Origin of the sequence: Pseudomonas faucium, assembly GCF_021602585.1 — a bacterium.
GTDB lineage: Bacteria > Pseudomonadota > Gammaproteobacteria > Pseudomonadales > Pseudomonadaceae > Aquipseudomonas > Aquipseudomonas faucium.
The window spans coordinates 1-21,907 of the sequence record NZ_BQIP01000041.1; the positions used below are offsets into that span (position 1 = coordinate 1).

Annotated in this window: 18 protein-coding genes and 1 tRNA gene; 4 read left to right on the top strand and 15 right to left on the bottom strand. The window is 63.5% G+C overall.

What is annotated here, in order from left to right; all coding sequences use genetic code 11:
- The 6 genes from L6D75_RS26430 to L6D75_RS26455 all read right to left on the bottom strand — a co-directional run.
- A partial coding sequence (locus tag L6D75_RS26430; RefSeq protein WP_236193935.1) for an MBL fold metallo-hydrolase occupies positions 1 to 476 on the bottom strand: 476 nt, incomplete at its 3' end.
- 80 nt (positions 477 to 556) lie between these two features.
- Positions 557 to 628, bottom strand: coding sequence for a pyrroloquinoline quinone precursor peptide PqqA (pqqA, locus tag L6D75_RS26435; protein ID WP_003243383.1), 72 nt, complete (start codon positions 626 to 628; stop codon positions 557 to 559).
- Positions 629 to 797: 169 nt separating this feature from the next.
- Positions 798 to 3,086 (bottom strand): pyrroloquinoline quinone biosynthesis protein PqqF, encoded by a 2,289-nt coding sequence (pqqF, locus tag L6D75_RS26440; RefSeq protein ID WP_176517380.1) that lies wholly within the window; start codon positions 3,084 to 3,086, stop codon positions 798 to 800.
- Positions 3,087 to 3,097: 11 nt separating this feature from the next.
- Positions 3,098 to 3,892: a carbon-nitrogen hydrolase family protein gene (locus L6D75_RS26445; RefSeq protein ID WP_176517381.1), complete on the bottom strand. Its 795-nt coding sequence runs from the start codon at positions 3,890 to 3,892 to the stop codon at positions 3,098 to 3,100.
- A gap of 15 nt (positions 3,893 to 3,907) precedes the next feature.
- Entirely contained in the window at positions 3,908 to 5,590 is a 1,683-nt protein-coding gene (locus L6D75_RS26450; RefSeq protein ID WP_176517382.1) for a flavin monoamine oxidase family protein, read from the bottom strand.
- A 183-nt stretch (positions 5,591 to 5,773) separates the two neighbouring features.
- Positions 5,774 to 6,235: an Lrp/AsnC family transcriptional regulator gene (locus tag L6D75_RS26455; RefSeq protein WP_176517383.1), complete on the bottom strand. Its 462-nt coding sequence runs from the start codon at positions 6,233 to 6,235 to the stop codon at positions 5,774 to 5,776.
- A 152-nt stretch (positions 6,236 to 6,387) separates the two neighbouring features.
- Here L6D75_RS26455 and L6D75_RS26460 point away from each other — a divergent pair, with 152 nt between their 5' ends.
- Positions 6,388 to 6,909, top strand: coding sequence for a serine acetyltransferase (locus L6D75_RS26460; protein ID WP_236193938.1), 522 nt, complete (start codon positions 6,388 to 6,390; stop codon positions 6,907 to 6,909).
- Between the two features lie 49 nt (positions 6,910 to 6,958).
- On the opposite strand, the gene L6D75_RS26465 is transcribed toward L6D75_RS26460, so the two are convergent.
- From L6D75_RS26465 to rpsU, 5 genes are all read right to left on the bottom strand, one after another.
- Positions 6,959 to 7,035, bottom strand: a tRNA-Ile gene (locus L6D75_RS26465).
- Positions 7,036 to 7,051: 16 nt separating this feature from the next.
- Positions 7,052 to 10,798, bottom strand: a complete 3,747-nt coding sequence (locus L6D75_RS26470; RefSeq protein WP_176517385.1) for an EAL domain-containing protein — start codon at positions 10,796 to 10,798, stop codon at positions 7,052 to 7,054.
- A 122-nt stretch (positions 10,799 to 10,920) separates the two neighbouring features.
- Complete coding sequence (rpoD, locus tag L6D75_RS26475; protein ID WP_176517386.1) at positions 10,921 to 12,771, bottom strand: RNA polymerase sigma factor RpoD; 1,851 nt, start codon at positions 12,769 to 12,771, stop codon at positions 10,921 to 10,923.
- 67 nt (positions 12,772 to 12,838) lie between these two features.
- Complete coding sequence (gene dnaG, locus L6D75_RS26480) at positions 12,839 to 14,821, bottom strand: DNA primase (protein ID WP_176517387.1); 1,983 nt, start codon at positions 14,819 to 14,821, stop codon at positions 12,839 to 12,841.
- A 293-nt stretch (positions 14,822 to 15,114) separates the two neighbouring features.
- Positions 15,115 to 15,330, bottom strand: a complete 216-nt coding sequence (gene rpsU, locus L6D75_RS26485; protein ID WP_003255575.1) for a 30S ribosomal protein S21 — start codon at positions 15,328 to 15,330, stop codon at positions 15,115 to 15,117.
- A 204-nt stretch (positions 15,331 to 15,534) separates the two neighbouring features.
- Between rpsU and tsaD the strand changes: the two genes are divergently transcribed.
- Positions 15,535 to 16,560: a tRNA (adenosine(37)-N6)-threonylcarbamoyltransferase complex transferase subunit TsaD gene (tsaD, locus tag L6D75_RS26490; protein ID WP_176517388.1), complete on the top strand. Its 1,026-nt coding sequence runs from the start codon at positions 15,535 to 15,537 to the stop codon at positions 16,558 to 16,560.
- 15 nt (positions 16,561 to 16,575) lie between these two features.
- Here the strand turns inward: tsaD and plsY are convergent, their stop codons facing one another.
- A complete protein-coding gene (plsY, locus tag L6D75_RS26495) occupies positions 16,576 to 17,145 on the bottom strand; it encodes a glycerol-3-phosphate 1-O-acyltransferase PlsY (RefSeq protein WP_176517389.1) in 570 nt (189 codons plus the stop codon).
- A gap of 74 nt (positions 17,146 to 17,219) precedes the next feature.
- Between plsY and folB the strand changes: the two genes are divergently transcribed.
- The gene (folB, locus tag L6D75_RS26500; RefSeq protein ID WP_176517390.1) at positions 17,220 to 17,576 is read left to right on the top strand and encodes a dihydroneopterin aldolase; all 357 of its coding nucleotides are present in this window, start codon (positions 17,220 to 17,222) and stop codon (positions 17,574 to 17,576) included.
- Complete coding sequence (gene folK, locus L6D75_RS26505) at positions 17,567 to 18,076, top strand: 2-amino-4-hydroxy-6-hydroxymethyldihydropteridine diphosphokinase (RefSeq protein ID WP_176517391.1); 510 nt, start codon at positions 17,567 to 17,569, stop codon at positions 18,074 to 18,076. The genes folB and folK overlap by 10 nt, the downstream gene beginning before the upstream one ends.
- Before the next feature lie 121 nt (positions 18,077 to 18,197).
- Here folK and L6D75_RS26510 read toward each other — a convergent pair whose 3' ends face one another.
- The 3 genes from L6D75_RS26510 to L6D75_RS26520 form a co-directional block, all read right to left on the bottom strand.
- The gene (locus L6D75_RS26510) at positions 18,198 to 19,313 is read right to left on the bottom strand and encodes a multifunctional CCA addition/repair protein (RefSeq protein ID WP_176517392.1); all 1,116 of its coding nucleotides are present in this window, start codon (positions 19,311 to 19,313) and stop codon (positions 18,198 to 18,200) included.
- Between the two features lie 59 nt (positions 19,314 to 19,372).
- The gene (locus L6D75_RS26515; protein WP_176517393.1) at positions 19,373 to 20,941 is read right to left on the bottom strand and encodes a SpoVR family protein; all 1,569 of its coding nucleotides are present in this window, start codon (positions 20,939 to 20,941) and stop codon (positions 19,373 to 19,375) included.
- Positions 20,938 to 21,907: YeaH/YhbH family protein (locus tag L6D75_RS26520; RefSeq protein ID WP_176517394.1), on the bottom strand; the 970-nt coding region annotated here is incomplete at its 5' end. The genes L6D75_RS26515 and L6D75_RS26520, both read right to left, overlap by 4 nt.

Sequence of the window (21,907 nt, forward strand, 5' to 3'; positions counted from 1 at the left end):
AAGGGGGTGAAGCGCAGGTTGGGGCAGGCCGGGATGACGAAGCTGCCTTCGAGCTCGATGCGGTTCCACGTGAGGCCACCGTTCCAGTGGCTGAGCATGTTGAACAGCGGGAAGCCGGTGGTCAGGTCCTGGTGGACCATGTCGGTGCACCAGACCTGGTGCGGGCAGCCTTCGCGCAGGCTGAGCAGGCCGGTGGTGTGGTCGATCTGGCTGTCGAGCAGGACGATGGCATCGATGCCGGTGTCGCGCAGCGCTCGCGCCGGCTGCATGGGCGCAAAGGCCTGGAGTTGGGCGCGGATATCGGGCGAGGCGTTGCACAGGATCCAGTGTTCGCCGTCATCCGACAGGGCGATGGACGACTGGGTACGCGCCGTGGCGCGCAGGCTGCCCTGGCGATAGCCCTTGCAGTTGACGCAGTTGCAGTTCCACTGGGGGAAACCGCCGCCGGCGGCGGAGCCGAGAATCTGGATGTACATGGCGTGGCTCTCTGTGCGAAAAGCGTATCCGAAAAACGACGACGCCCCGGCGGGCCGAGGCGTCGAGCCGCAAGCAAGGCTTAGCGGTTGGCGAAATACATGGTGACTTCGAAGCCGATGCGCAGGTCAGTGTAAGCAGGTTTGGTCCACATGGGAGTCTCTCCTTCCGGATGGGTGGGTGGGGTCAGCTACTGTTGGGATACCGCCTGGCTCAGGAGGTTCCATTGGCTGGGATTGCGCTATCTTACAAGAAAAATTTGTACCGGAAGGTTAATTCTTCGAAAAGCGCTCTTGCAGCCAACGTAATAATCCTGATTGCGCCTACCACCACGCACCTGCTGGCGCGGCTGTATTGGCCAGGCACAGACAGGGGGTGTGGGGGTGGAGAATCTGCGCAAGCAGGCCATCCAGATCTGCTTGTTGCGTGTTGAGAATAGACGCGCGCAACGCGGCCAGCGATTGGCTATGCGCCGCCAGGTGTGTCTGCCACAGCCAATGCGCGAGATCGTCGTTGGCCATGGCCGCTTCGTCGAATTGATCGGCCAGTGCCTGGCGCGCGGCTGGGTCGAGCGTCACGCCCTGGCGCAGCAGGGTGCGCAGGTGGTCGAGGATTTCTGCCTGGCGAACGTGTGGTGATTGCACGCCGAACAGTATCCCGCCTACGCCCTCTACCTGACGAAAGGCACTGAATACCGCATAGCCAAGTTGCAGCTCCACCCGCAGGCGCTGGTACACCGGCCCCTGCAGCAATTGCGCGAGCAGGCGACCGCAGGCTTGCAGGTGGGGCGGCAGCGGGCAGAACAGCAGCAGTGCGTGTTCGCTGCCGGGTACCTCGGCGTGATGCCAGCGACCACCCTGCCAGGCAGGTGGCGCCTCTGCGTTGCCGACTTGGCCTGGGCAGCCTTGCAGCACTGTAGCCAAAGTCGCTCTTGCGGCTTCGTCGAAGCCCATGGCCAGCCCATGCCAGCGGCTGTGCTGCCAGGCGTCTTCGAGCACCTGCTGGTCGAGGGTATGGGCGGGCGCAGGTTTGGGAGGGGCGCCGAGCACGGCATCTGGCAGTTGTTCGAGCAGGGCTCTGATCGGGATCAGCGCAGGTGGCGCAGTGGCGGGTGCAGACCAGCTAGCGGGTGGGGGCGCGGCCAAGGTCGCCAGCGCCTGTTCCACGGCCCTTGCCACCGCTGCCGGGTGCCCCGCGCAGCGCAACTGCCAGAACTCGCCGGCAGCGTTGAATTGCAGTTGGAGCGAGGCTCGTTCGCACCGCTGCTGCAAGGGGCGCAGGGCGCGATCGAGTGCGGCGTGCAGCGGCTGGCGCAAAGCCGAAGGTACCTGCCAGCGCAGATAGAGTGCCGCGTACTGGCGCGTTATGGGCAGTTGGTCGCTGAACTTCAACGCGGCGGGCAGCGGTTTTACCGGGCCATCTGGCAATTGATCCAGCAGCAGTGGGTCGACCGCTGGCAGCGACCATTGCCCCTGCTCGCGGCTTGGCAGCTGTTCCAGCAGCGACGTGAAGGCGCGCAGCCCTTGAGGCGCCAGTGCCGCAAAAGGTTGACCGGTACTGTCCCGGCGCGCCAGCTCAAGCGCGCTGGCACTGCGTTCGCGGCGCTGTTGCAAGAGCCCGAACTCGGCATTCAGCTGCGCGGGGGCAAGCTGGCGAATGAAGCCGAACCAACCCTGCAGCAAGGCCCAGGCTTCATCGGCGCTGGCCTCGGGGCTCAACTGCAAGTCGATGTGCCAGAGCAGCTGCCCGGCGAAGGCGTACAGCATCTGCGCCTTGCACCCTTGCAGCCAGCCTCGCTGCTGGAGGGCGTCGAGCCAGCCGCCCGGCCTGCTGTCGTTCAGGCAGGCGAGCAACAGCTCCAGTGCCTGTTCGGCGCCTGCGGGCAGGTTGTCGTGGGCAACGATCCGTTGGCTGTGCTGCGCCGGCAAGGCAGGTGGCGGTGCCTGCGGCACGGGCGCGCCGGGTGCGAAGAGGCCCGCCGCCTGCCTGCCAAGCTGCTCGAGTGTGTCGAGCGGCTGGGGGCCGCACAGGCTCAAGGTGATCTGGCCGCCCTGGTAGAAGCGCTCGTGGTAACCGTCGAGGGCCTTCTGGAAGGCCGGGTCCTGCAAGGCCAGGGTGTAGCGGTTGCCTGCATGAAAACCGCGCAAGGGATGGCCTGCGGGTGCCGCTTGCAGCAGCGCATGTTGCTGTTGGGCTTGCGGGTTGCGCGACCAGGCGATGAATTCGGCGTGGATCACTTCCCGCTCGCGGCGCTGGCGCTCGATGCCAAGGTCGGGTTCGGCGAGCATCTGGCACAGGCGCTCAAGCCCGCCGGCCAAGGCTGCAGGCGGCACTTCGAAAAAGAAGTCGGTGGTGCGTTCGCGGGTGCTGGCGTTGACCTGGCCGCCCAGGGCTTGGACATAGCGCATCAGCCCGTCCGCCAGTGGAAAGCGCGGCGTGCCGAGGAAGAAAAGGTGTTCGAGAAAATGCGCCAGGCCAGGCCACTTCGCCGGGGCATCATGGCTGCCTGCGTGCACCCGCAGCGCCGCCGCCGAGCGCTGCAGACGCGGGGCGTGGCGCAGGGACAGGTGCAGGCCGTTGGCCAGGCAGAGGTGGCGGGTGGCGTCTGGCATGGCGGGGCTCGTCAGTGCCCGCGCCGGTGCAGTTCCTGACGCAGGTCGGTCAGGTAGGGAAACGCTTCGCGCCCCTTTGCTACCTGCTCATGCTCCAGTTTTGCCAGCAACTGGCACTCCTCGCGCCCAGCCATCGCCAGCAGGCTGCCGTCCGGCCCGATGATGCTGCTCTGCCCGCAGTACTGGATCTCGCCTTCTGCGCCGCAGTAGTTGGCGTACACCAGGTAGCACTGGTTCTCCTGGGCGCGCGAGCGCACCGTCACCTGGCAAACGAAGTCGTAAGGGGCCATGTTCGCCGTCGGCACCAGGATCAGCTCGGCCCCGGCCAGGGCCAGGCGGCGGGCATTTTCCGGGAACTCGATGTCGTAGCAGATCAGCAGGCCGACCTTCCAGCCGTCGAGCTCGACCACTGGGAAGTGGTCGGCGCCGGCGCTGAACATCGCCCGGTCCAGCTCCCCGAACAGGTGCGTCTTGCGGTAGTTGCTCAGGCTGCGGCCATGGGCGTCGATCAGTTGCACGCTGTTGTAGATGGCCCCGTCGTCGCCGCGCTCCGGGTAGCCATAGACGATGGCGATGCGGTGGGCCCGGGCGATCTCCACCACCTCCATGGCCGACGGGCCATCCTCGGCCTCGGCCAGGCGCTCTACCTGGGCCAGGCCGATGTTGTAGCCGCTCAGGAACATTTCCGGGCACACCAGCAACTGCGCACCGCGCTCGGCCGCCAGTTGCGCCTGGTGCCGCAGACGTTGCAGGTTGCCAGGCACGTCCAGCGGGTGGGGTGCGCCCTGGAACAGAGCGATGCGCATGCTGCCTCCTTTGTTTCAATCTGCCAGTGCGATGGGCCCGATCTCGTCGAACACATCGCCCGGGCCTGGGTTGTCCGGGTGGGTGTGGCCACCAAAGTGGTTCATGATACCCCACACCGCATTCAGCGAAGTCTGTACTGCGCCTTCGACCCAGGCCGGTGTCCACGACACATCGTCACCGGCAATGAACATGCCCCGCTGCTCGGCGGGCATGCCCTGCTGCATGAAGTGCGCGTACATGCGCTGGTTGTAGCGGTAGTGGCCCGGCAGGGCACCTTTGAAGGCGCCGAGGAAGTGCGGGTCGGCCTCCCAGGAAATGGTGATCGGGTCGCCGATGATATGCCCAGCGATGTCGGTTTTCGGGTAGATCTTCTTCAGCGCATCCAGGGCCAGCTGCACGCGTTTTTCCACCGGGTGCGGCAGCATTTTCAGGGCGTCGCTCATCCAGGCGTAGGACAGGCAGATCACCCCCGGCTTGTCGTCACCGTTGTCGAACAGGTAGGTGCCGCGGGTCAGGCGGTCGGTGAGGGTCATGCTCATCAGGTCGCGGCCGGTTTGCGGGTCTTTGTCCTTCCAGAACGGCCGGTCGACCATGACGAAGGTCTTCGACGACTGCATGTAGCGGGTGCGGTCCAGGGCCATCCACATCTTCTGCGAGAACAGCGATTCTTCGCAGTCGATCTGGGTGGTCAGCAGCCAGCTCTGGCAGGTGGCGAGAACCGCACCGTAATGGCGGGTGTCACCCCAGTTGTCGGTGACCGCCAGGCGCCCGTCGGCTGCGCGGGCGATGCGCTTGACCCCGGTACGCGGCGCACCGCCATGCAGCGAGCTCAGGCTGGTGCCTTCGGGCCAGTGGCTGCAACGCGCGGGCACATGGCGCCAGATCCCTTGCGGCACCTGTTCCACGCCGCCGACGATCAGGTGCTGGTGGTCATCGCAGTTGGTCATCACCACGCGGAAGATTTCCAGCATCGAGTTGGGGAAGTCCGAGTCCCAACCGCCGGTGCCGAAACCGACCTGGCCGAACACTTCGCGGTGCTGGAAGCTGAGCTTGGCGAACGAGCGCGAGGTGGCGACGAAGTCGTAGAAGGTGCGGTCGTCCCACAGCGGTACCAGCTTGTTCCACAGTTCTTTGAGGCGCAGCACGTCGCGGTCGCGGATCGCCTGCTGGATCTCGGCGAACTGGGCACCGCTTTCCAGCGCATCGGCCCAGGCATCGGCCACTTCGTGGAACAGTGCGGGCAGGTCGCTGGCCTTCTCGGCGTAGTAGGTCTGGCCTTCGAGGTCGATCACCGTGCTGCGCGAGGCCGGGGTCAGCGGGTTGGGGAAGGGTTTGGTCTGCAGGCCCAGTTTGTCGACATAGTGGTAGAAGGCAGTGGAGGACACCGGAAAGCGCATGCCACCCAGCTCGGCGATGATGCCGTCGGTGCCGTTGAAGGCTTGCGAGCGCAACCTGCCGCCCAGCTTCGATGCCTCGTACACCACAGGCTTGAGGCCCAGCTTCATCAGCTCGTAGGCCGCCACCAGGCCGGCGATGCCGGCACCGACGATGGCCACTTCCTCACCGTGTCGAGCCGCCGGGATGCTGCCCAGCCCCGCGGGGTGTTCCAGCCAGTCGTCGAAGGCGAAGGGAAAGTCCGGGCCGAAGATGGTGATGGGTTTCTTGCCGTCTGCGGGGTGGCGGTTTTTCTTGTTCATGAAGTGACCTTGCCAGAGCGGCTGCGCGAGGAGCGGAGCCTGAGTATAGGAGATGCCTGGGGGTCATTTTAGGGAGCGGGGTGTTCGTAATTAAGGAGCAGAGTGGTGGCTTAATGTGTGCTATTTCGTCATAACGACAGCAATTTTATCGCTTGTGACGACGCGGCCATCCTTGCATGCGTCCTAGGTCGGCTGACCGCGATCGACTTTGCTACTGAGAATGATCGAGGTGGTGGTCTTCTCGACGCCCTCGACACTGCCGATCTGATCCAGCAGTTGGTCCAGCTGTTCCGGCGTATCGCTGCGCAACCAGGCCACGTAGTCGAACTCGCCACTCACCGCGCACAGTTGCTGCACCTGCCCCATGGCACTCAAGCGCCGCACCACTTCCTTGCCGGAACGCGGCTGCACCTTGATCCCGACATAGGCTTGCAGGCCGCCCCCGATCAGGCGCTGCCCCAGGCGCACGCCGTAGCCGGTGATGACCTTGCCCTTTTCCAGCCGCGCCAGGCGCGAGTTGACCGTGGTGCGGGCGATACCCAGCTGGCGGGCGAGGGTGGCGACGCTCTCGCGGGCGTTGATCTGCAGCAGGGCGATCAGTTGGCGGTCGATTTCGTCGAGGGTGATGGGGCGTGAATCGGTCATGGAAAGCTCTCGGCAGTGGGCTGGCAAGCCTAGCCACGCAAGGGTTGGCAGGGCAAGGCCAAGTGCATCGAGACGAGTTTTGCGTCATCATGGTGGGCCCATTTGCTGGAGGCCCCGGTGTGAAGTTCGCCGACCTGCTCGAATGTTGGAGGATGGAAGTCTCCAACAAGAAACGGCCAGGACGCTCTACCAGCCTGTTTTTCAATGTTCTGCGGCGTGCCCGCAAGGACAATAAACTGCGCTTTCTCTTCGCCTTTCGCCTGGCCCAGTTCCTCGAAGCTCGCGGCGGCCTGGCCAGGCGCCATGCCCGGCGGATGCAGCAGCGCCTGAACCTGAAGTACGCCGTGGATATCGACATCGGCGCACAAATCGCCCCCGGCCTGCGCATCGCTCACCTGCCCGGTGTGGTGATAACCCGGCATGTGAGCATCGGCCGCAACTTCTTCATTCGCCAGAACTGCTCGATCGGGATCAAGACCCTGGGGCTGGAGGACTACGCCCTGCGCATCGGCGACAACGTGAGCCTGGGGGCCAACAGCTGCATCATCGCCGACCACATCAGCATTGGTGACAATGTGGTGATCGGCGCCATGTCGCTGGTAACCCGGGATATCCCGGCCGACAGCACCTTCTACAACCCTCGCCAGACGCAGTTGCGCGATAACGCGCAGTAGATTCGAGCAGGCACAAAAAAGCCGCGCATTGGCGCGGCTTTGTCGTGTCTGGTGGGCCCACACGGACTCGAACCGTGGACCAAAGGATTATGAGTCCTCTGCTCTAACCAACTGAGCTATAGGCCCTCAGTAAGCGCCCGGATTATAACGAGGGTTTGGAAAGGGTGCCATCCGAAAGATCGGATAGTGCTATGCGAAGAAAGCTCGCGGCGAACTCCTCGGGCGGCAGCGGCAGGCTGACGATGTAGCCTTGGATCTGCTCGCAGCCTTCGGCGGCCAGGAACCGCTGCTGCGCCAGGTTCTCCACGCCCTCGGCAATGATCGTCAATTGCATGCTGCGGCCCAGGGCGATGATGGCCCGGGCGATGGCGGCGTCGTGCGGGTCATCGGGCAGGCCGCGGATGAACGACTTGTCGATCTTGAGAATGTCCAGCGGCAGGCGCTTGAGGTAGCTGAGCGACGAATAGCCCGTGCCGAAATCGTCGATCGCCAGCTGCACGCCCAACTGCTTGAGCTGGTGCAGCACGGCCAGGGCCTCTTCGGCCTGGCTCATGATGAAGTTCTCGGTGATCTCCAGCTGCAGGTCGCCGGCCTTGAGCTGGTAGGTCTTGAGCAGCTGTTCGATGCGTTTGGCCAGGCCGCCGTGGCGCAGCTGTGCCCCGGCGAGGTTGATCGACAGGGGGCCGAAGGCCTGGTAATCCATCTTCCAGTGGTGCATCTGCCGGCAGGCCTGGTCCAGCACCCAGTCGCCAATCTGCAGGATGGTGCCGTTCTCCTCGGCCAGGTGGATGAAGTGCTCGGGCGGCACCTCGCCGAAGGTCGGGTGGCTCCAGCGGATCAGCGCTTCGGCACCCACCAGGGTCTGGGACTTGAGGCTGAACTTGGGCTGGTAGCTCAAGCTCATTTCGTTGCGCTCGATGGCGCGGCGCAGTTCGTGCTCCAGGGCGATGCGCTCGCTGGCCTGGGCAGTGAGGTCGCGGGTGTAGGCCTCGACGCGGTTGCGGCCCTTGGCCTTGGAGCGGTACATGGCGGCATCGGCGTTGCGGATCAGCGTGGCGACGTCGGTGCCATCCTGCGGGTACAGGCTGATGCCGATGCTGGCACTGGTGAAGAACTCGTGCTCGCCGGCCTGGAACGGTGCGCTGAAGCCTGCCAGCAGCTTGTTGGCGATGGCGCTGGCATCGCTGGGCTTGTGCAGGCCGGGCAGGAGGATGATGAATTCGTCGCCGCCCAGGCGGGCCACGGTATCGACGTCGCGCACCTGCTCCTTGAGGCGCTGGGCGATGCCCTTGAGCAGCAGGTCGCCAACCGGATGGCCGAGGCTGTCGTTGATGTGCTTGAAGCGGTCGAGGTCGAGGAACAGCACCGCGCCCTGGCGGTTGGACACCTGCGAGCAGGTGAGCACCGCCTGCAGGCGATTTTCGAACAGGGCGCGGTTGGGCAGCCCGGTGAGCGGGTCGTGGTGGGCCTGGTAGTCGAGCTTGGCCTGGGCGTGCTTGAGGCTGGAAATGTCGGCGAACACGGCAACGAAATGGGTGATCGCGCGCTCACTGTTGCGCACGGCGCTGATCGTCAGCCAGCCCGGGTACAGCTCACCGTTCTTGCGCTTGTTGAAGATTTCGCCCTGCCAGTGCCCTTCGGCGGTGAGCTGGTGCCACATGGCAGCGTAGAACGCGCTGTCATGCTGGCCGGAGGAGAGCAGGCGCGGGGTTTGCCCGAGCGCTTCGATTTCGCTGTAGCCGGTGATTTCGCTGAAGGCGCGGTTGACGGCGCTGATGCGCTGGTCGATATCGGTGATCAATACGCCTTCGGCGGTGTTTTCGAAAACGGTGGCGGCCAGCTGCAGCTTCTCTTGCATCAGGTGGCGTTCGGTGATGTCGCGGGCGATGGTCAGCATGCAGTCGACGCCGCCAATCGGCAGTGGCCGAGTGGACAGCTCGCACAGGCGAATCTGCCCGTCGCTGCGGCGGATGTGGCAGCTGAAGTCGCGCACGAAGCCGTCGCGGGCCAGCAGGTCGATCAGGCGCTTGCGTTCGTTGAGGTCGACCCAGATGCCCAGGTCGAATGAGGTCTGGTCGATCGATGGGTTGAGTTCGTAGCCGGTCAGGCGGCAGAAGCCTTCGTTGACCTCGACCAGCAGGCCATCGCTCTGGCGCGACAGCAGCAGGCCGTCGGGGGAGGCGTGGAAGGCCTTGGCGAACTTTTCTTCGGAAATTTGCAGCTGCTGCTGGGTTTCCTTCAGCTGGCTGATGTCGCGCACTGCCACGACGAAGGCCAGGGTGCCGTCGAGTTCGAAGGTTTCGGCGGAGGTGAGGCCGGTGAACAGCTGGCCATTGCTGCGACGGAAGCTCATCTCCAGGTTGCGGATGCCATTGCCCTGGTGCAGGCGCTCGAGCAGCAGCGGGCCAGTGCCTTGCACGCCCCACAGGTTCAGCTCGGTCGCCGTGCGGCCTACCACTTGGCCAGGTGAAAGGCCTATCTGTTCCTCGAACGCTTCGTTCACCTCCAGCAGGCAGCCGTCGCCGAGGCGGGCGATCAGCAGGATGTCGGGGCATTGCTGGAACACCGAGGCAAACTTTTGCTCGGACAGGCGCAGGGCGTCTTCGGTGTGCTTGGTTTCGCTGATGTCGATCATCAGCCCGCGCATCACCGGCCGGTGGCCGTGCTCGATCATGCTGACGATATTGCGTACCCAAAGCGCCTGGCCATCGGCGCGGATCACCCGGTAATCGAGGCTGTGGTCACGCCCGGCGGCGGTTTCGCTTTCGCAGAAGGCCTGGGCCCAGAGGGCGTCGTCAGGGTGCAGGATGCTGCGCCAGAAGCCGGGTTTGAGCCAGTCGTGCAAGGGGTAGCCAAGCAGGTCTTCGGCATGTGGCGAAACGTAGCTGTAGGTGAAATCGTTGGCGTCGGCCTCCCAGGCAATGGCCGACAGGCTCTCGATCAGGCCCCTGTAGTGGTACTCGCTGCTGCGCAGCTCCTGCTCCAGCGCGATGCGCCGGGAAATTTCCGAGCTGAGCCGGCGATTGATGCGGATGACCACGGCGAGGATGGCGACCAGCAGCAGCATGGCGGGCAGGCCGTAGATCAGCATGTCGTGCCAGAAGGTGCGTTGGTCCACCACGTTGCCGACCCAGCGTTGCTGGATCTGGCTGATTTCGTCGCTGGACATGTCGGCCATGACCTTGTCCAGGATGCCCACCAAGACCTTGTCGTCGCGCGGTGCGGCCATGGCCAGCTGATAGCGGTACGGGGTCTCGCCGCTGACGTACAGGCCCTCAAGCTTGAGCTGGCGCAGGCTCCAGATGCTCGAGGCAAGGTCGCCGACCACCGCGTCCACTTCGTCGGTGGCCAGCGCCTGCAAGGTCGAGCTGACATTGGGCATGGCCACCAGGTTGAGGTCGGGGTGGTGGGTGCGTAGCAGCTCATGGGGGGCGTAGTTCTCCACCACGGCGATCTTCAGGCCGTAAAGGTCCTTGAGGGTGCGCGGTTGTGCGCCGCCTTCATGGGCCAGGATGACGATGGGGAAATCCAGGTAAGGGCGGGTGAAGGCCAGGTAACCCTGGCGCTCCGGCGTGGACATGATGCCGGGCAGCAGGTCGATGCGGCTTTCCCGTGCCTGCTGCAGTACCTCGGTCCAGCTGCTGGGCTCGATCGGTTTGAGCGTTACACCCAGGCGCTCCTGGAGCAAGGCGATGTAATCGGCGGCCAATCCCTGGTACCGGCCTTCCTGGTCACGAAACTCGAACGGTGGCCAGGAAGCGTCGACGCCCAGCTTCAGCTGCGGGTGGGCAGCCAGCCAGGTTTTTTCCTCGTCTGTCAGGGTCAGGGCGCCGGCCGTCGTGTTCCACAGGATCAGGAGCAGCAACAGAATGGCCGGCATAGGCGGCATATCAGCCTCGCATTCAGGTGGTCTGAACTCGAGTGTAGACGGGCAATCGGCCCGGCGGGTAGCGAGTGGCCACGACCTTTTGTCACATAAGAAAAACCCCGGCCTGGGCCGGGGTTTTGTCTTCACTCGTCGAGGAAGGAGCGCAGATGCTCGCTGCGAGTCGGGTGGCGCAATTTGCGCAACGCCTTCGCTTCGATCTGACGGATCCGCTCACGGGTCACGTCGAACTGCTTGCCCACCTCTTCGAGGGTGTGGTCGGTGTTCATGTCGATACCGAAACGCATGCGCAGCACTTTGGCTTCACGTGCGGTCAGGCCCGAGAGCACGTCACGGGTCGCTTCCTTGAGGCTTTCGACCGTGGCCACGTCGATCGGGGACTGCATGGTCGAGTCCTCGATGAAGTCGCCCAGGTGCGAATCTTCATCGTCACCGATCGGGGTTTCCATGGAGATCGGCTCTTTGGCGATCTTCAGTACCTTGCGGATCTTGTCCTCAGGCATTTCCATGCGCTCACCGAGCTCTTCCGGGGTCGGTTCACGGCCCATTTCCTGCAGCATCTGGCGGGAAATACGGTTGAGCTTGTTGATCGTCTCGATCATGTGCACCGGGATACGGATGGTGCGCGCCTGGTCGGCGATCGAACGGGTGATCGCCTGGCGGATCCACCAGGTGGCGTAGGTCGAGAACTTGTAGCCGCGACGGTATTCGAACTTGTCCACCGCCTTCATCAAGCCGATGTTGCCTTCCTGGATCAGGTCGAGGAACTGCAGGCCACGGTTGGTGTACTTCTTGGCGATGGAAATCACCAGACGCAGGTTCGCCTCGACCATTTCTTTCTTGGCGCGACGGGCCTTGGCCTCGCCGATGGACATGCGACGGTTGATTTCCTTGATCTCGGCCACGGTCAGGCCGGTCTCGGTCTCGAGGTCGATCAACTTTTGCTGGCAAGCGACGATGGCGGCGTCCTTTTCACCCAGGGCGGCAGCCCACTTGGTGTTGCGCTTGGCCAGGTCACCGCTCCAGGTCTGGTCGGTTTCGTTGCTCGGGAACAGGCGCAGGAAGTCGGCACGCGGCATGCGCGCGTCACGCACGCACAGTTGCATGATGGCGCGTTCTTGCTGGCGCAGGCGATTCAGGGCGTCACGTACACGCTCGACCAGCACATCGAACTGCTTGGGCACCAGCTTGATCGGCATGAACAGATCAGCCAGGGCCTGCATTGCACCGATGCTCTCGGCGTGGTCACGGCCATGCTTCTTCAGCACCTTGAGGGTGATGGCGAGCTGGTCGGAAACGGCACCGAAACGCTGGGCTGCAACGACTGGGTCAGGACCGCTCTCGGTCTCTTCCTCGTCGTCACCGCTTTCCGATTCTTCCTCTTCGTCGTCGGACTCTTCCTTCGCGGCCGCGGCCTTGGCGCCAGGGATCGGCACCTCTTCGGTCGGGGCGGCGATGTTGTCGTCAGGGTCGATGTAACCGCTGAGAACATCCGACAGACGGCCACCTTCGGTGGTGACGCGGTCGTATTCGCCGAGGATGTAGTCGACAGTGCCCGGGAAGTGGGCGATAGCGCCCATCACTTCGCGGATGCCTTCCTCGATACGCTTGGCGATTTCGATTTCGCCTTCGCGGGTCAGCAGCTCGACGGTACCCATTTCGCGCATGTACATGCGCACCGGGTCGGTCGTGCGGCCGATATCGGTTTCAACTGCCGCCAACGCTGCTGCGGCTTCCTCGGCCGCGGCTTCGTCGGTGTCGGCTTCCGCCAACAGAAGGGCATCCGCATCCGGAGCACTCTCGAATACGTTGATCCCCATGTCGTTGATCATGCGGATGATGTCTTCCACCTGTTCCGGATCTGAAATATCCTCAGGCAGGTGGTCGTTGACCTCCGCGTAAGTCAGGTAGCCCTGCTCACGACCGCGGGTGATCAACTCTTTGATACGAGACTGCTGTTGCGCTTTTCCGGACATAACACCCTATCCACTGAAGGTCTTGGCGGGCAAAAAACAAGCCGAGGATTATACCCGAGCATGGGCCTCACGCGCCAGATGAGGTCGGCGTTTGTGCGGGAACATTCCGGCTCAGCAGGGCGAGGAGCTGTGATTTTTCCTCGCTGGTCAATTCGCTTTGACGTGCTTTTCTGAGCAGTTGTTCCAGGCTGCGCTCGCGTTGGCGGGCGGACAAGCTAGTTATGGTGTCGAAAAACTGTTGTTCAAGGTTGTCGGCCACGATCAGCCATTCCTTTTCCGCCAGGGCCCGCAGCAGGCGGCCTTGTTCGGTCCCATGCCAGCGTGCAATCAGTTGCATTGAGCTTAGCCCAGGATTTTTCTGCGCGGCTTCGATCAAGGCCACCAGCAACTGGCTGTAGAGGTGTTCTTCATCGGCGAAATGGCTGGCGTCTTCGACCTTGCCGGCCAGCAGCGGGTGGTGCAGCAAGGTGCGCAGGGCGGCCAGGGTCGGCGGTTCTACCGGTGCCGGCGTGCGTGGCGGTGCCTCGTCGCGTTGCTGCCAAGGCTTGCCGCCTTTGCGGTTCTTGTCCCAGGGCTTGTCGCTCCAGGGCTTCTTGGCGCCGCCCTTGTTCGGCTTCCAGTGCTGTTCCTGCTGCGCCGGGGCGTAGTCGTGCGCCGGCATGTCGCTGTAGTCGGGGGTGTAGCTGGCCATGGCGTCGTAATCGAAGCCAGGGTCGTAGTCGGGCACGCTGCTGGCGGCAGGGGCGTGCTGGGCCAGTTGCTCGACCTGCTGCGGGTCGAGGCCGGTGATTTCCTTCAGGCGGTTGCGCATCAGCTGGCGCAGGTTGGCACCGGGAATCTTTTCGATCAACGGTGCTGCCAGGGTCGCCATGTGCGCCTTGCCTTCCAGCGAACGCGGGTCGGCTTCGGCGCTCAGTTGCTCGAAGAAGTAGTCGGCCAGCGGCTGGGCGTGCTGGTTGATGCGCGCCATGAAGGCATCAGTGCCTTCGGCGCGCACCAGGCTGTCGGGGTCTTCGCCTTCGGGCAGGAACAGAAAGCGTGCGCGGCGCCCATCCTGCAGGGCCGGCAGGGCCGACTCCAGGGCGCGCCAGGCAGCCTTGCGCCCGGCCTGGTCGCCGTCGAAGCAGAACAGCACGCTGGGCACCACGCGGAACAGGCGCTTGAGGTGTTCTTCGCTGGTGGCGGTGCCCAGGGTGGCCACGGCATTGCGCAGGCCTTGCTGGGCCAGGGCGATGACGTCCATGTAGCCCTCGACGACGATGATCTCGTCGAGGTTGCGGTTGTGCTTGCGCGCCTCGTACAGCCCGTACAGCTCCTGGCCCTTGTGGAATACCGGGGTTTCCGGGGAGTTGAGGTACTTGGGCTTGTCATCGCCGAGCACTCGGCCACCAAAGGCGATGATGCGCCCGCGGCTGTCGCGGATGGGGAACATCACCCGGTCGCGGAAGCGGTCGTAGCGCTTGCCGCTTTCGGCGTTCTCGATCAGCAGGCCGGCATCGATCATCACCTTCTGTTGCAGGGTGTCGGCGCCCAGGTGCTTGAGCAGGTTGTCCCAGCCCGGCGGGGCGAAGCCCAGGCCAAAGTCGCGGGCAATTTCGCCTGACAGGCCGCGGCCCTTGAGGTACTCCACCGCGGCTTTGCGGGTGGGGTGGCTGCGCAGGGCCTGGCGGTAGAACTCGGCGGCGGCATCGAGCAGCGGGTAGAGCGGCGAGTCGGTTGGCTGGCGGGGTTTCTGCCCGCGCCGGCCTTCTTCGCGGGGCACTTCCATGCCGGCAGCGCGGGCCAGCTCCTCGACGGCCTGGGGGAAGTCCAGGTTGTCGTGGTCCATGACGAAGCCCAGGGCGTTGCCACCGGCACCGCAGCCGAAGCAGTAGTAGAACTGCTTGTCGGGGCTGACCGTGAAGGAGGGGGTTTTCTCCTTGTGGAACGGGCAGCACGCGGAGTAGTTTTTGCCGGCCTTTTTCAGCTGGACGCGCGAACTCACCACGTCGACGATGTCGAGGCGGTTGATCAGGTCGTCAATGAAGCTTTGGGGAATCAGCCCGGCCATGGCAGTCTCGTCATCTGGCAACTGGCAAGTCTAATCGCTAGCGCACCGGTTGGGGCGAGTGATGCTAGGGGGAAGTGCGAGGGAATGTGTGCTCGTCGGTAGCCACCGGGATTACCAGGGGCTCGTCAGTGTGACGTGCACGGCTGGCCGAAACCAGTTCTGACGCGTTGACACGATTGCCCGCTGCGAATTGCGACGGACGCCTTGGGCTAGCTGCTCAAGGGTGAAACAACCGCTGCCATCGGCCCGGCGGTGAGCCGGGCAGGGCAGAAGCTTTGCGTTGAACGTCTGTATTAGTACAGACGAACGGCGCGGCGCTGTTCGCGCTGAACTTTCTTGGCGTGACGCTTAACAGCAGCAGCTGCTTTGCGCTTACGCTCTGCGGTCGGCTTCTCGTAAAACTCGCGGCTACGAACTTCAGCCAGTACACCGGCTTTTTCGCAGGAGCGCTTGAAACGACGCAGAGCTACGTCGAAGGGTTCGTTCTCTTTAACTTTGACGGCTGGCATCCAGGGCTACCTTAATTCATTACCGGGGTAGACGTGCTCCTGGCAAAACAAAGGTGTGCTGGAGAACGTCGGTTTTCAAGGGTTGCGGATGTTAACCCTTAGTACGCCGGAATGCAAAGCCTCTGATCGAAAACCGCTGGTCGGCACCCGGCACGGGGACTATCATGCGCGGCTTCGAATTCAGCCCCCACAAGGGACGAGCCCATGCTAGTACTGGGATTGGAAACATCCTGCGACGAAACCGGCGTCGCATTATACGACAGTGAGCGCGGTTTGTTGGCCGATGCGCTGTTCAGCCAGATCGACCTGCACCGTGTGTTTGGCGGGGTCGTGCCCGAGCTTGCGTCGCGTGACCACGTCAAGCGCATGCTGCCGTTGATCCGCCAGGTGTTGGACGAGGCCGGCTGCGTGGCCACCGAGATCGACGCGATCGCCTACACCGCGGGCCCTGGCCTGGTCGGTGCGCTGCTGGTCGGCGCTTCGTGCGCCCAGGCCCTGGCGTTCGCCTGGGACATCCCGGCGATCGGCGTACACCATATGGAAGGCCACCTGCTGGCGCCGATGCTGGAGGAAAACCCTCCCGAATTCCCGTTCGTCGCTTTGTTGGTGTCCGGCGGCCATACCCAGCTCGTTCGGGTCGATGGCATCGGCCAGTACCAACTGCTGGGCGAGAGCCTGGATGACGCTGCCGGCGAGGCATTCGACAAGACGGCCAAGCTGATCGGCCTGAACTACCCCGGCGGCCCGGAAATCGCTCGCCTGGCCGAGCGCGGCGTGCCAGGGCGCTTCGTGTTCCCGCGGCCGATGACCGATCGCCCGGGCCTGGAGTTCAGCTTCAGTGGCCTCAAGACCTTCGCCCTGAACACCTGGCAGCAATGCCGCGATGCTGGCGACGACAATGAGCAAACCCGTTGCGACGTGTCCCTGGCGTTCCAGCAGGCGGTGGTGGAGACTCTGACCATCAAGTGCAAGCGCGCACTCAAGCAGACCGGCCTCAAGCGCCTGGTCATCGCTGGTGGCGTCAGCGCCAACAAGGCACTGCGTGCCTCTCTGGAGGACATGCTCGCCGGGCTCAAAGGCAACGTGTACTACGCGCGTCCCCAGTTCTGCACCGACAATGGCGCGATGATCGCCTATGCCGGCTGCCAGCGGCTGTTGGCCGGGCAGCAGCAGGACCTGGCGATCAGCGTGCAGGCGCGCTGGCCAATGGAGCAGTTGCCGCCGTTGTAAACGGACAGGCGAACGTCAGAAATGGCGTTCGCGCCCGGCGAACAGGTCGCGAAGGTTATTGCGATGACGCCAGACGATCATCACCGTGAGCACGCTGATCGGCAGCAGGGCCTCGGGCTCGCGCCAGGCCAGCAACGGCAGGGTCAGTGGTGTGGCGATCAGGGCGGCCAGGGAGCTGGTGCGGGTGAGGTAGAAGGTCAGCAGCCAGGCACCGATGGCCAGCAGCGCGGCCGGAAAGTACAGGGCCATGAGCATGCCGGCCGCAGTGGCGACGCCCTTGCCGCCCTGGAAGCGGAAGTACACCGGGAACAGGTGGCCCAGCACCGCGCAGACGCCGACCCAGGCCTGTTCCTGCAGGTCGAGGCCGGCCAGGCGCGCGAGCAGCACGGGCAACAAGCCCTTGCACAGGTCGCCAAGCAGGGTCAGGATCGCCAGTTTACGGCCCGCCAGGCGTAGCATGTTGGTGGCGCCGGCATTGCCTGAACCGCTGGAACGCGGGTCCGGGCTGCCCGAAAGGCGGCTGAGGACGATGGCGAAGGACAGCGAGCCAAGCAGGTAGGCGAGCAGCGCCAGTAACCAAAACATGCTAACTATTCCGGGCGAGGACGCCCTGATTCTAACGGCGCCAGTCGCCCTTGTCGTGTTGTGGAGAGAAGTGCTTGGACAGAGTGTTCATCGAAGGCCTGGAAGTCGAGACCGTCATCGGTGCCTATGACTGGGAACGGGATATTCGCCAATGCTTGCGCCTGGACCTGAGCTTTGCCTGGGACAACCGCCCGGCCGCGGCCGGTGACGATTTGAACCTGGCGTTGGACTATGCCAGCGTTTCGTCGCGCATCCAGGCCTTTGCCGAGCAGGCACGCTTCGAGTTGGTGGAAACCTTCGCCGAACGGCTGGTCGCGGTACTGATGGAAGAGTTCCACATTCCTTGGGTGCGGCTGAAGCTGACCAAGCCGGGCGCCGTTCCTGCGGCCCGTGGTGGTGTTGGCGTGGAGATCGAGCGCGGATGCCTCTGAGCACGGTTTACCTGGGCCTTGGCAGTAACATCGACCGCCACGCGCACCTGTGCGCTGGGCTCGATGCGCTGGCTGCCATCCTCACCGACATGCGCTGTTCTCCGGCCTTCGAGAGCCAGGCGGTGGGGATCAAGAGCGGCCCGTTCATCAACTTCGTGGTGACCGGCAAGACCGACCTGCCGCTGATGGAGCTGGACCGCCGGCTCAAGTTCATCGAGGCCGACAATGGTCGTTATGCCCCTGACCGCAAGGGGTTGCCGCTGGATATCGATGTGCTGATGTATGACGATCTGCACGGTAACCACGATGGCCTGGTGCTGCCCAGGGCCGAGATCCTGAAAAATGCCTTCGTGCTGTGGCCGTTGTCGCTGCTGGCGCCTGACCTAGTGCATCCGGGGGTAGGCAAGCGCATGGCGCAGCTGTGGCAGGAGGCGCGCATCGAACAGGTGCTGGCGCCGGTGCCGTTCGAGTGGCGCGGGCTGCAGCTGACGCTTGGGTAATTGTGGGAGCCGGCTTGCCGGCGATAGGGCACTGAAAGGCTACCCAAGGCTGCAACTATTCGCTGGCCTCATCGCCGGCAAGCCGGCTCCCACAGAGATTGCGCAAGCGATTAGGGCTGCTTCAGTGGCTAGCGCCGCCTTTGTAGTTTTGTAGCGCTTTCAGTCGTTCTTCCTTCAGCGCCTCCCCCAGTCCTTGCCCAGTCAACCCGGCCGCCACCAGGGGCTTCACGTCCACCGCCCTGGCTGCCGCGGCTGCGCCGCGCAGATATTCACCCTGTGGATAACTTAGTGCACCCGCACCTCGCGCATCCATTTCGCACGCGGCTATGAAGTCTTCGAACCGCTGCGGCCGGCGATACACATCGAACTTTTGCAGCAGCTCCAGCAGTGTCTGGGGTTCGAGTTCGAGGGCCTTGCGCCCATGCCCCGCGTATTCGTCCACCAGCAGGGCGAGTTCCTGGCATTCTCGTGGCGCCTTGAAGCGCTGGTTCAGTGCCTTGATCGATGCAGGATCAAGGCCCTGCAACAGGCACGCCCAGCGCACATGCAGGGGCTGATGATGCTTGGCGGCCTGGATCAGCGCAGCCAGCGAGGCTGCATCGGCGTCAAGCTCCGGCATCAGCTGTTGCAGGGCTGCGCAATCGTGCAGCACCTGGATGAATACCTGAGGTTCGTCCTCCATCAGAGCGCGCTCGATCTCTTTCCAGCTGCGCTCGGCGGTCAACGCCTGCAGCTCGCCGGATTCGCTGATCTGCCGCATCAGCGCCAGGGTTTCATCGGCGACGCTAAAGCCCAGCGGCGCATAGCGTGCGGCGAAGCGCGCCACGCGTAACACACGCAGGGGATCTTCGGCGAACGCCGGCGAAACGTGGCGCAGAATGCGCTGCTCAAGGTCGCCCTGGCCATGGTAGGGGTCAATGACGTTGCCGTGGTCGTCCTCGGCCATCGCATTGATGGTCAGGTCACGGCGAATCAGGTCTTCTTCGAGCGTCACGTCCGGGCTTGCGTGGAAGGTAAAGCCGCCATAGCCGCGCCCGCTCTTGCGTTCGGTGCGGGCCAAGGCGTATTCCTCGCCAGTCTTGGGGTGCAGAAAAACCGGGAAATCAGCGCCCACCGGGCGGTAGCCCTTGGCGTGCATTTGCTCGACGGTCGCGCCGACCACCAGCCAGTCGATATCACTCACCGGGCGCCCGAGCAGGCGATCGCGTACCGCGCCGCCGACTTTGTAGATGTGCATGTGCAACCTCCATTACTGCCCACAGGATACCCTGTCGGCAGCAATGGCGGTGCCTTGCGCTAGAGGTGATGAATGACGGCCAGGTCCATGCGGCCATAGTCGCCGCTTTCGCCGTGCTCGCCACGGGGAGGCATGTGATGGGTCTTGACCACCTGCTCGCCCTGCACGGTTTCCAGGTGGATGTCGAAGCCCCACAGGCGGTGCAGGTGCTTGAGCACCTCTTCGGTGGAGTCGCCAAGCGGTTTGCGGTTGTGCTGCTGGTGACGCAGGGTCAAAGAACGGTCGCCGCGGCGGTCGATGCTCCAGATCTGCACGTTCGGTTCGCGGTTGCCGAGGTTGTACTGGGACGCCAGTTGTTCACGAATGATGCGGTAACCCGCCTCGTCGTGAATGGCCGGCACCACCAGGTCGTCGCGCTGGTCGTCGTCGAGAATGCTGAACAGCTTGAGGTCGCGGATCACCTTGGGTGACAGGTACTGCAGGATGAAGCTTTCATCCTTGAAGCTGCTCATGGCGAACTTGATGGTCGACAGCCAATCACTGCCTGCGATGTCTGGGAACCAGCGGCGGTCCTCCTCGGTGGGGTTTTCGCACATCCGGCGGATGTCGGTGTACATCGCAAAACCCAGTGCGTAAGGGTTGATGCCGTTGTAGTAGGGGCTATCGAAGCCGGGTTGGAACACCACGCTGGTGTGTGACTGCAGGAACTCCATCATGAAGCCTTCGGTAATCAGGCCTTCGTCGTAGAGGTCGTTCATCAGCGTGTAGTGCCAGAAGGTCGCCCAGCCTTCGTTCATGACCTGAGTCTGGCGCTGTGGGTAGAAGTACTGGGCGATCTTGCGCACGATGCGTACTACTTCGCGTTGCCAGGATTCGAGCAGTGGGGCGTTTTTCTCGATGAAGTAGAGGATGTTTTCCTGAGGTTCGGAGGGGAATCGCGCATCGTCGCGGTCTCCGCCTTTTTCCGCACTTTTGGGGATGGTGCGCCACAGGTCGTTGATCTGCCGCTGCAGGTGCTCCTCGCGGTCCTTCTGGCGCCGGCGTTCCTCCTCGGCCGAGATCGGATAGGGGCGCTTGTAGCGATCGACGCCGTAGTTCATCAGCGCATGGCAGGAGTCGATCAGGTCTTCCACGGCGTCGATGCCATGGCGCTCCTCACACTGGGCAATGTACTGCTTGGCGAACACCAGGTAGTCGATGATCGAGGTGGCATCCGTCCAGGTGCGGAACAGGTAGTTGCCCTTGAAGAAGCTGTTATGGCCATAGCAGGCGTGGGCGATCACCAGTGCCTGCATGCACATGGTGTTCTCTTCCATCAGGTAGGCGATGCAGGGATCGGAGTTGATCACGATCTCGTAGGCCAGGCCCATCTGGCCGCGGCTGTAGGACTTCTCGGTACTGAGGAACTGCTTGCCGTAGGACCAGTGGTGATAGCCCAGCGGCATGCCCACGGAGGCGTAGGCATCCATCATCTGCTCGGCGGTGATCACTTCGATCTGGTTGGGGTAGGTGTCCAGGGCGTAACGCTCGGCCAGGCGGCTGATTTCCCGATCGTAGGTCTGGATCAGCTCGAACGTCCACTCGGACCCGGTGGAAATGGGTTGGCGTCTCTGTGCTCTGGCGGTCATGTGGCTAACCTGCGCTGGAAGAGTTCACGGAAGACCGGGTAGATATCGCCGGCCGAAACCAACTGTTGCTGGGCGAACGTGTCGGGGAAGGCCTCGCCGATTCGCTCGTACTCGTACCACAGCGCCTGATGTTCACGCGGGGTGATCTCGACGTAAGTGTAGTACTGCACGTGCGGCATGATCTGCTTGGACAGGATCTCGCGGCAGATCGGCGAGTCATCGTTCCAGTTGTCGCCGTCGGACGCCTGGGCTGCATAGATGTTCCAGTCGCTGGCCGGATAACGCTCGGCCATGATCTCCTGCATCATCTTCAGCGCGCTGGAGACGATGGTGCCGCCGGTTTCCCGGGAGTAGAAGAATTCTTCCTCGTCGACTTCGCGGGCACTGGTGTGGTGGCGAATGAACACCACTTCGATGCGGTCGTAGTTCCGCTTGAGGAACAGGTACAGGAGGATGAAGAAGCGTTTGGCGATGTCCTTGGTGGCCTGGGTCATCGAGCCGGACACGTCCATCAGGCAGAACATCACTGCCTTGGAGCTGGGGTTGGGCTGTTTGACCAGCAGGTTGTACTTGAGGTCGAAGGTGTCGAGGAAGGGCAGGCGGTTGATGCGTGCCTTGAGCCGATCGATTTCCTGTTCCACTTCCTGGATATCGGTGAAGTTGTCGGGCTCCTCGACCTTGAGCCGGGCCAGTTCCTTTTGCGCCTCACGCAGCAGCGCACGGCTGCTGCCGGTCAGGGCGATACGACGGGCATGGGCCGAGCGCAGCGTGCGCACGATATTGATGCGCGACGGGTTGCCTTCGTTGGCGATGCCGGCGCGCACGGTCTTGAATGTGTCGGTGCCGGTCAGGTGGCGCTTGACCAGGTTGGGCAGCTCAAGGTCTTCGAACATGAATTCGAGGAATTCTTCCTGGGTGATCTGGAAGACGAAATCATCCATGCCCTCGCCGGAATTGCCGGCCTTG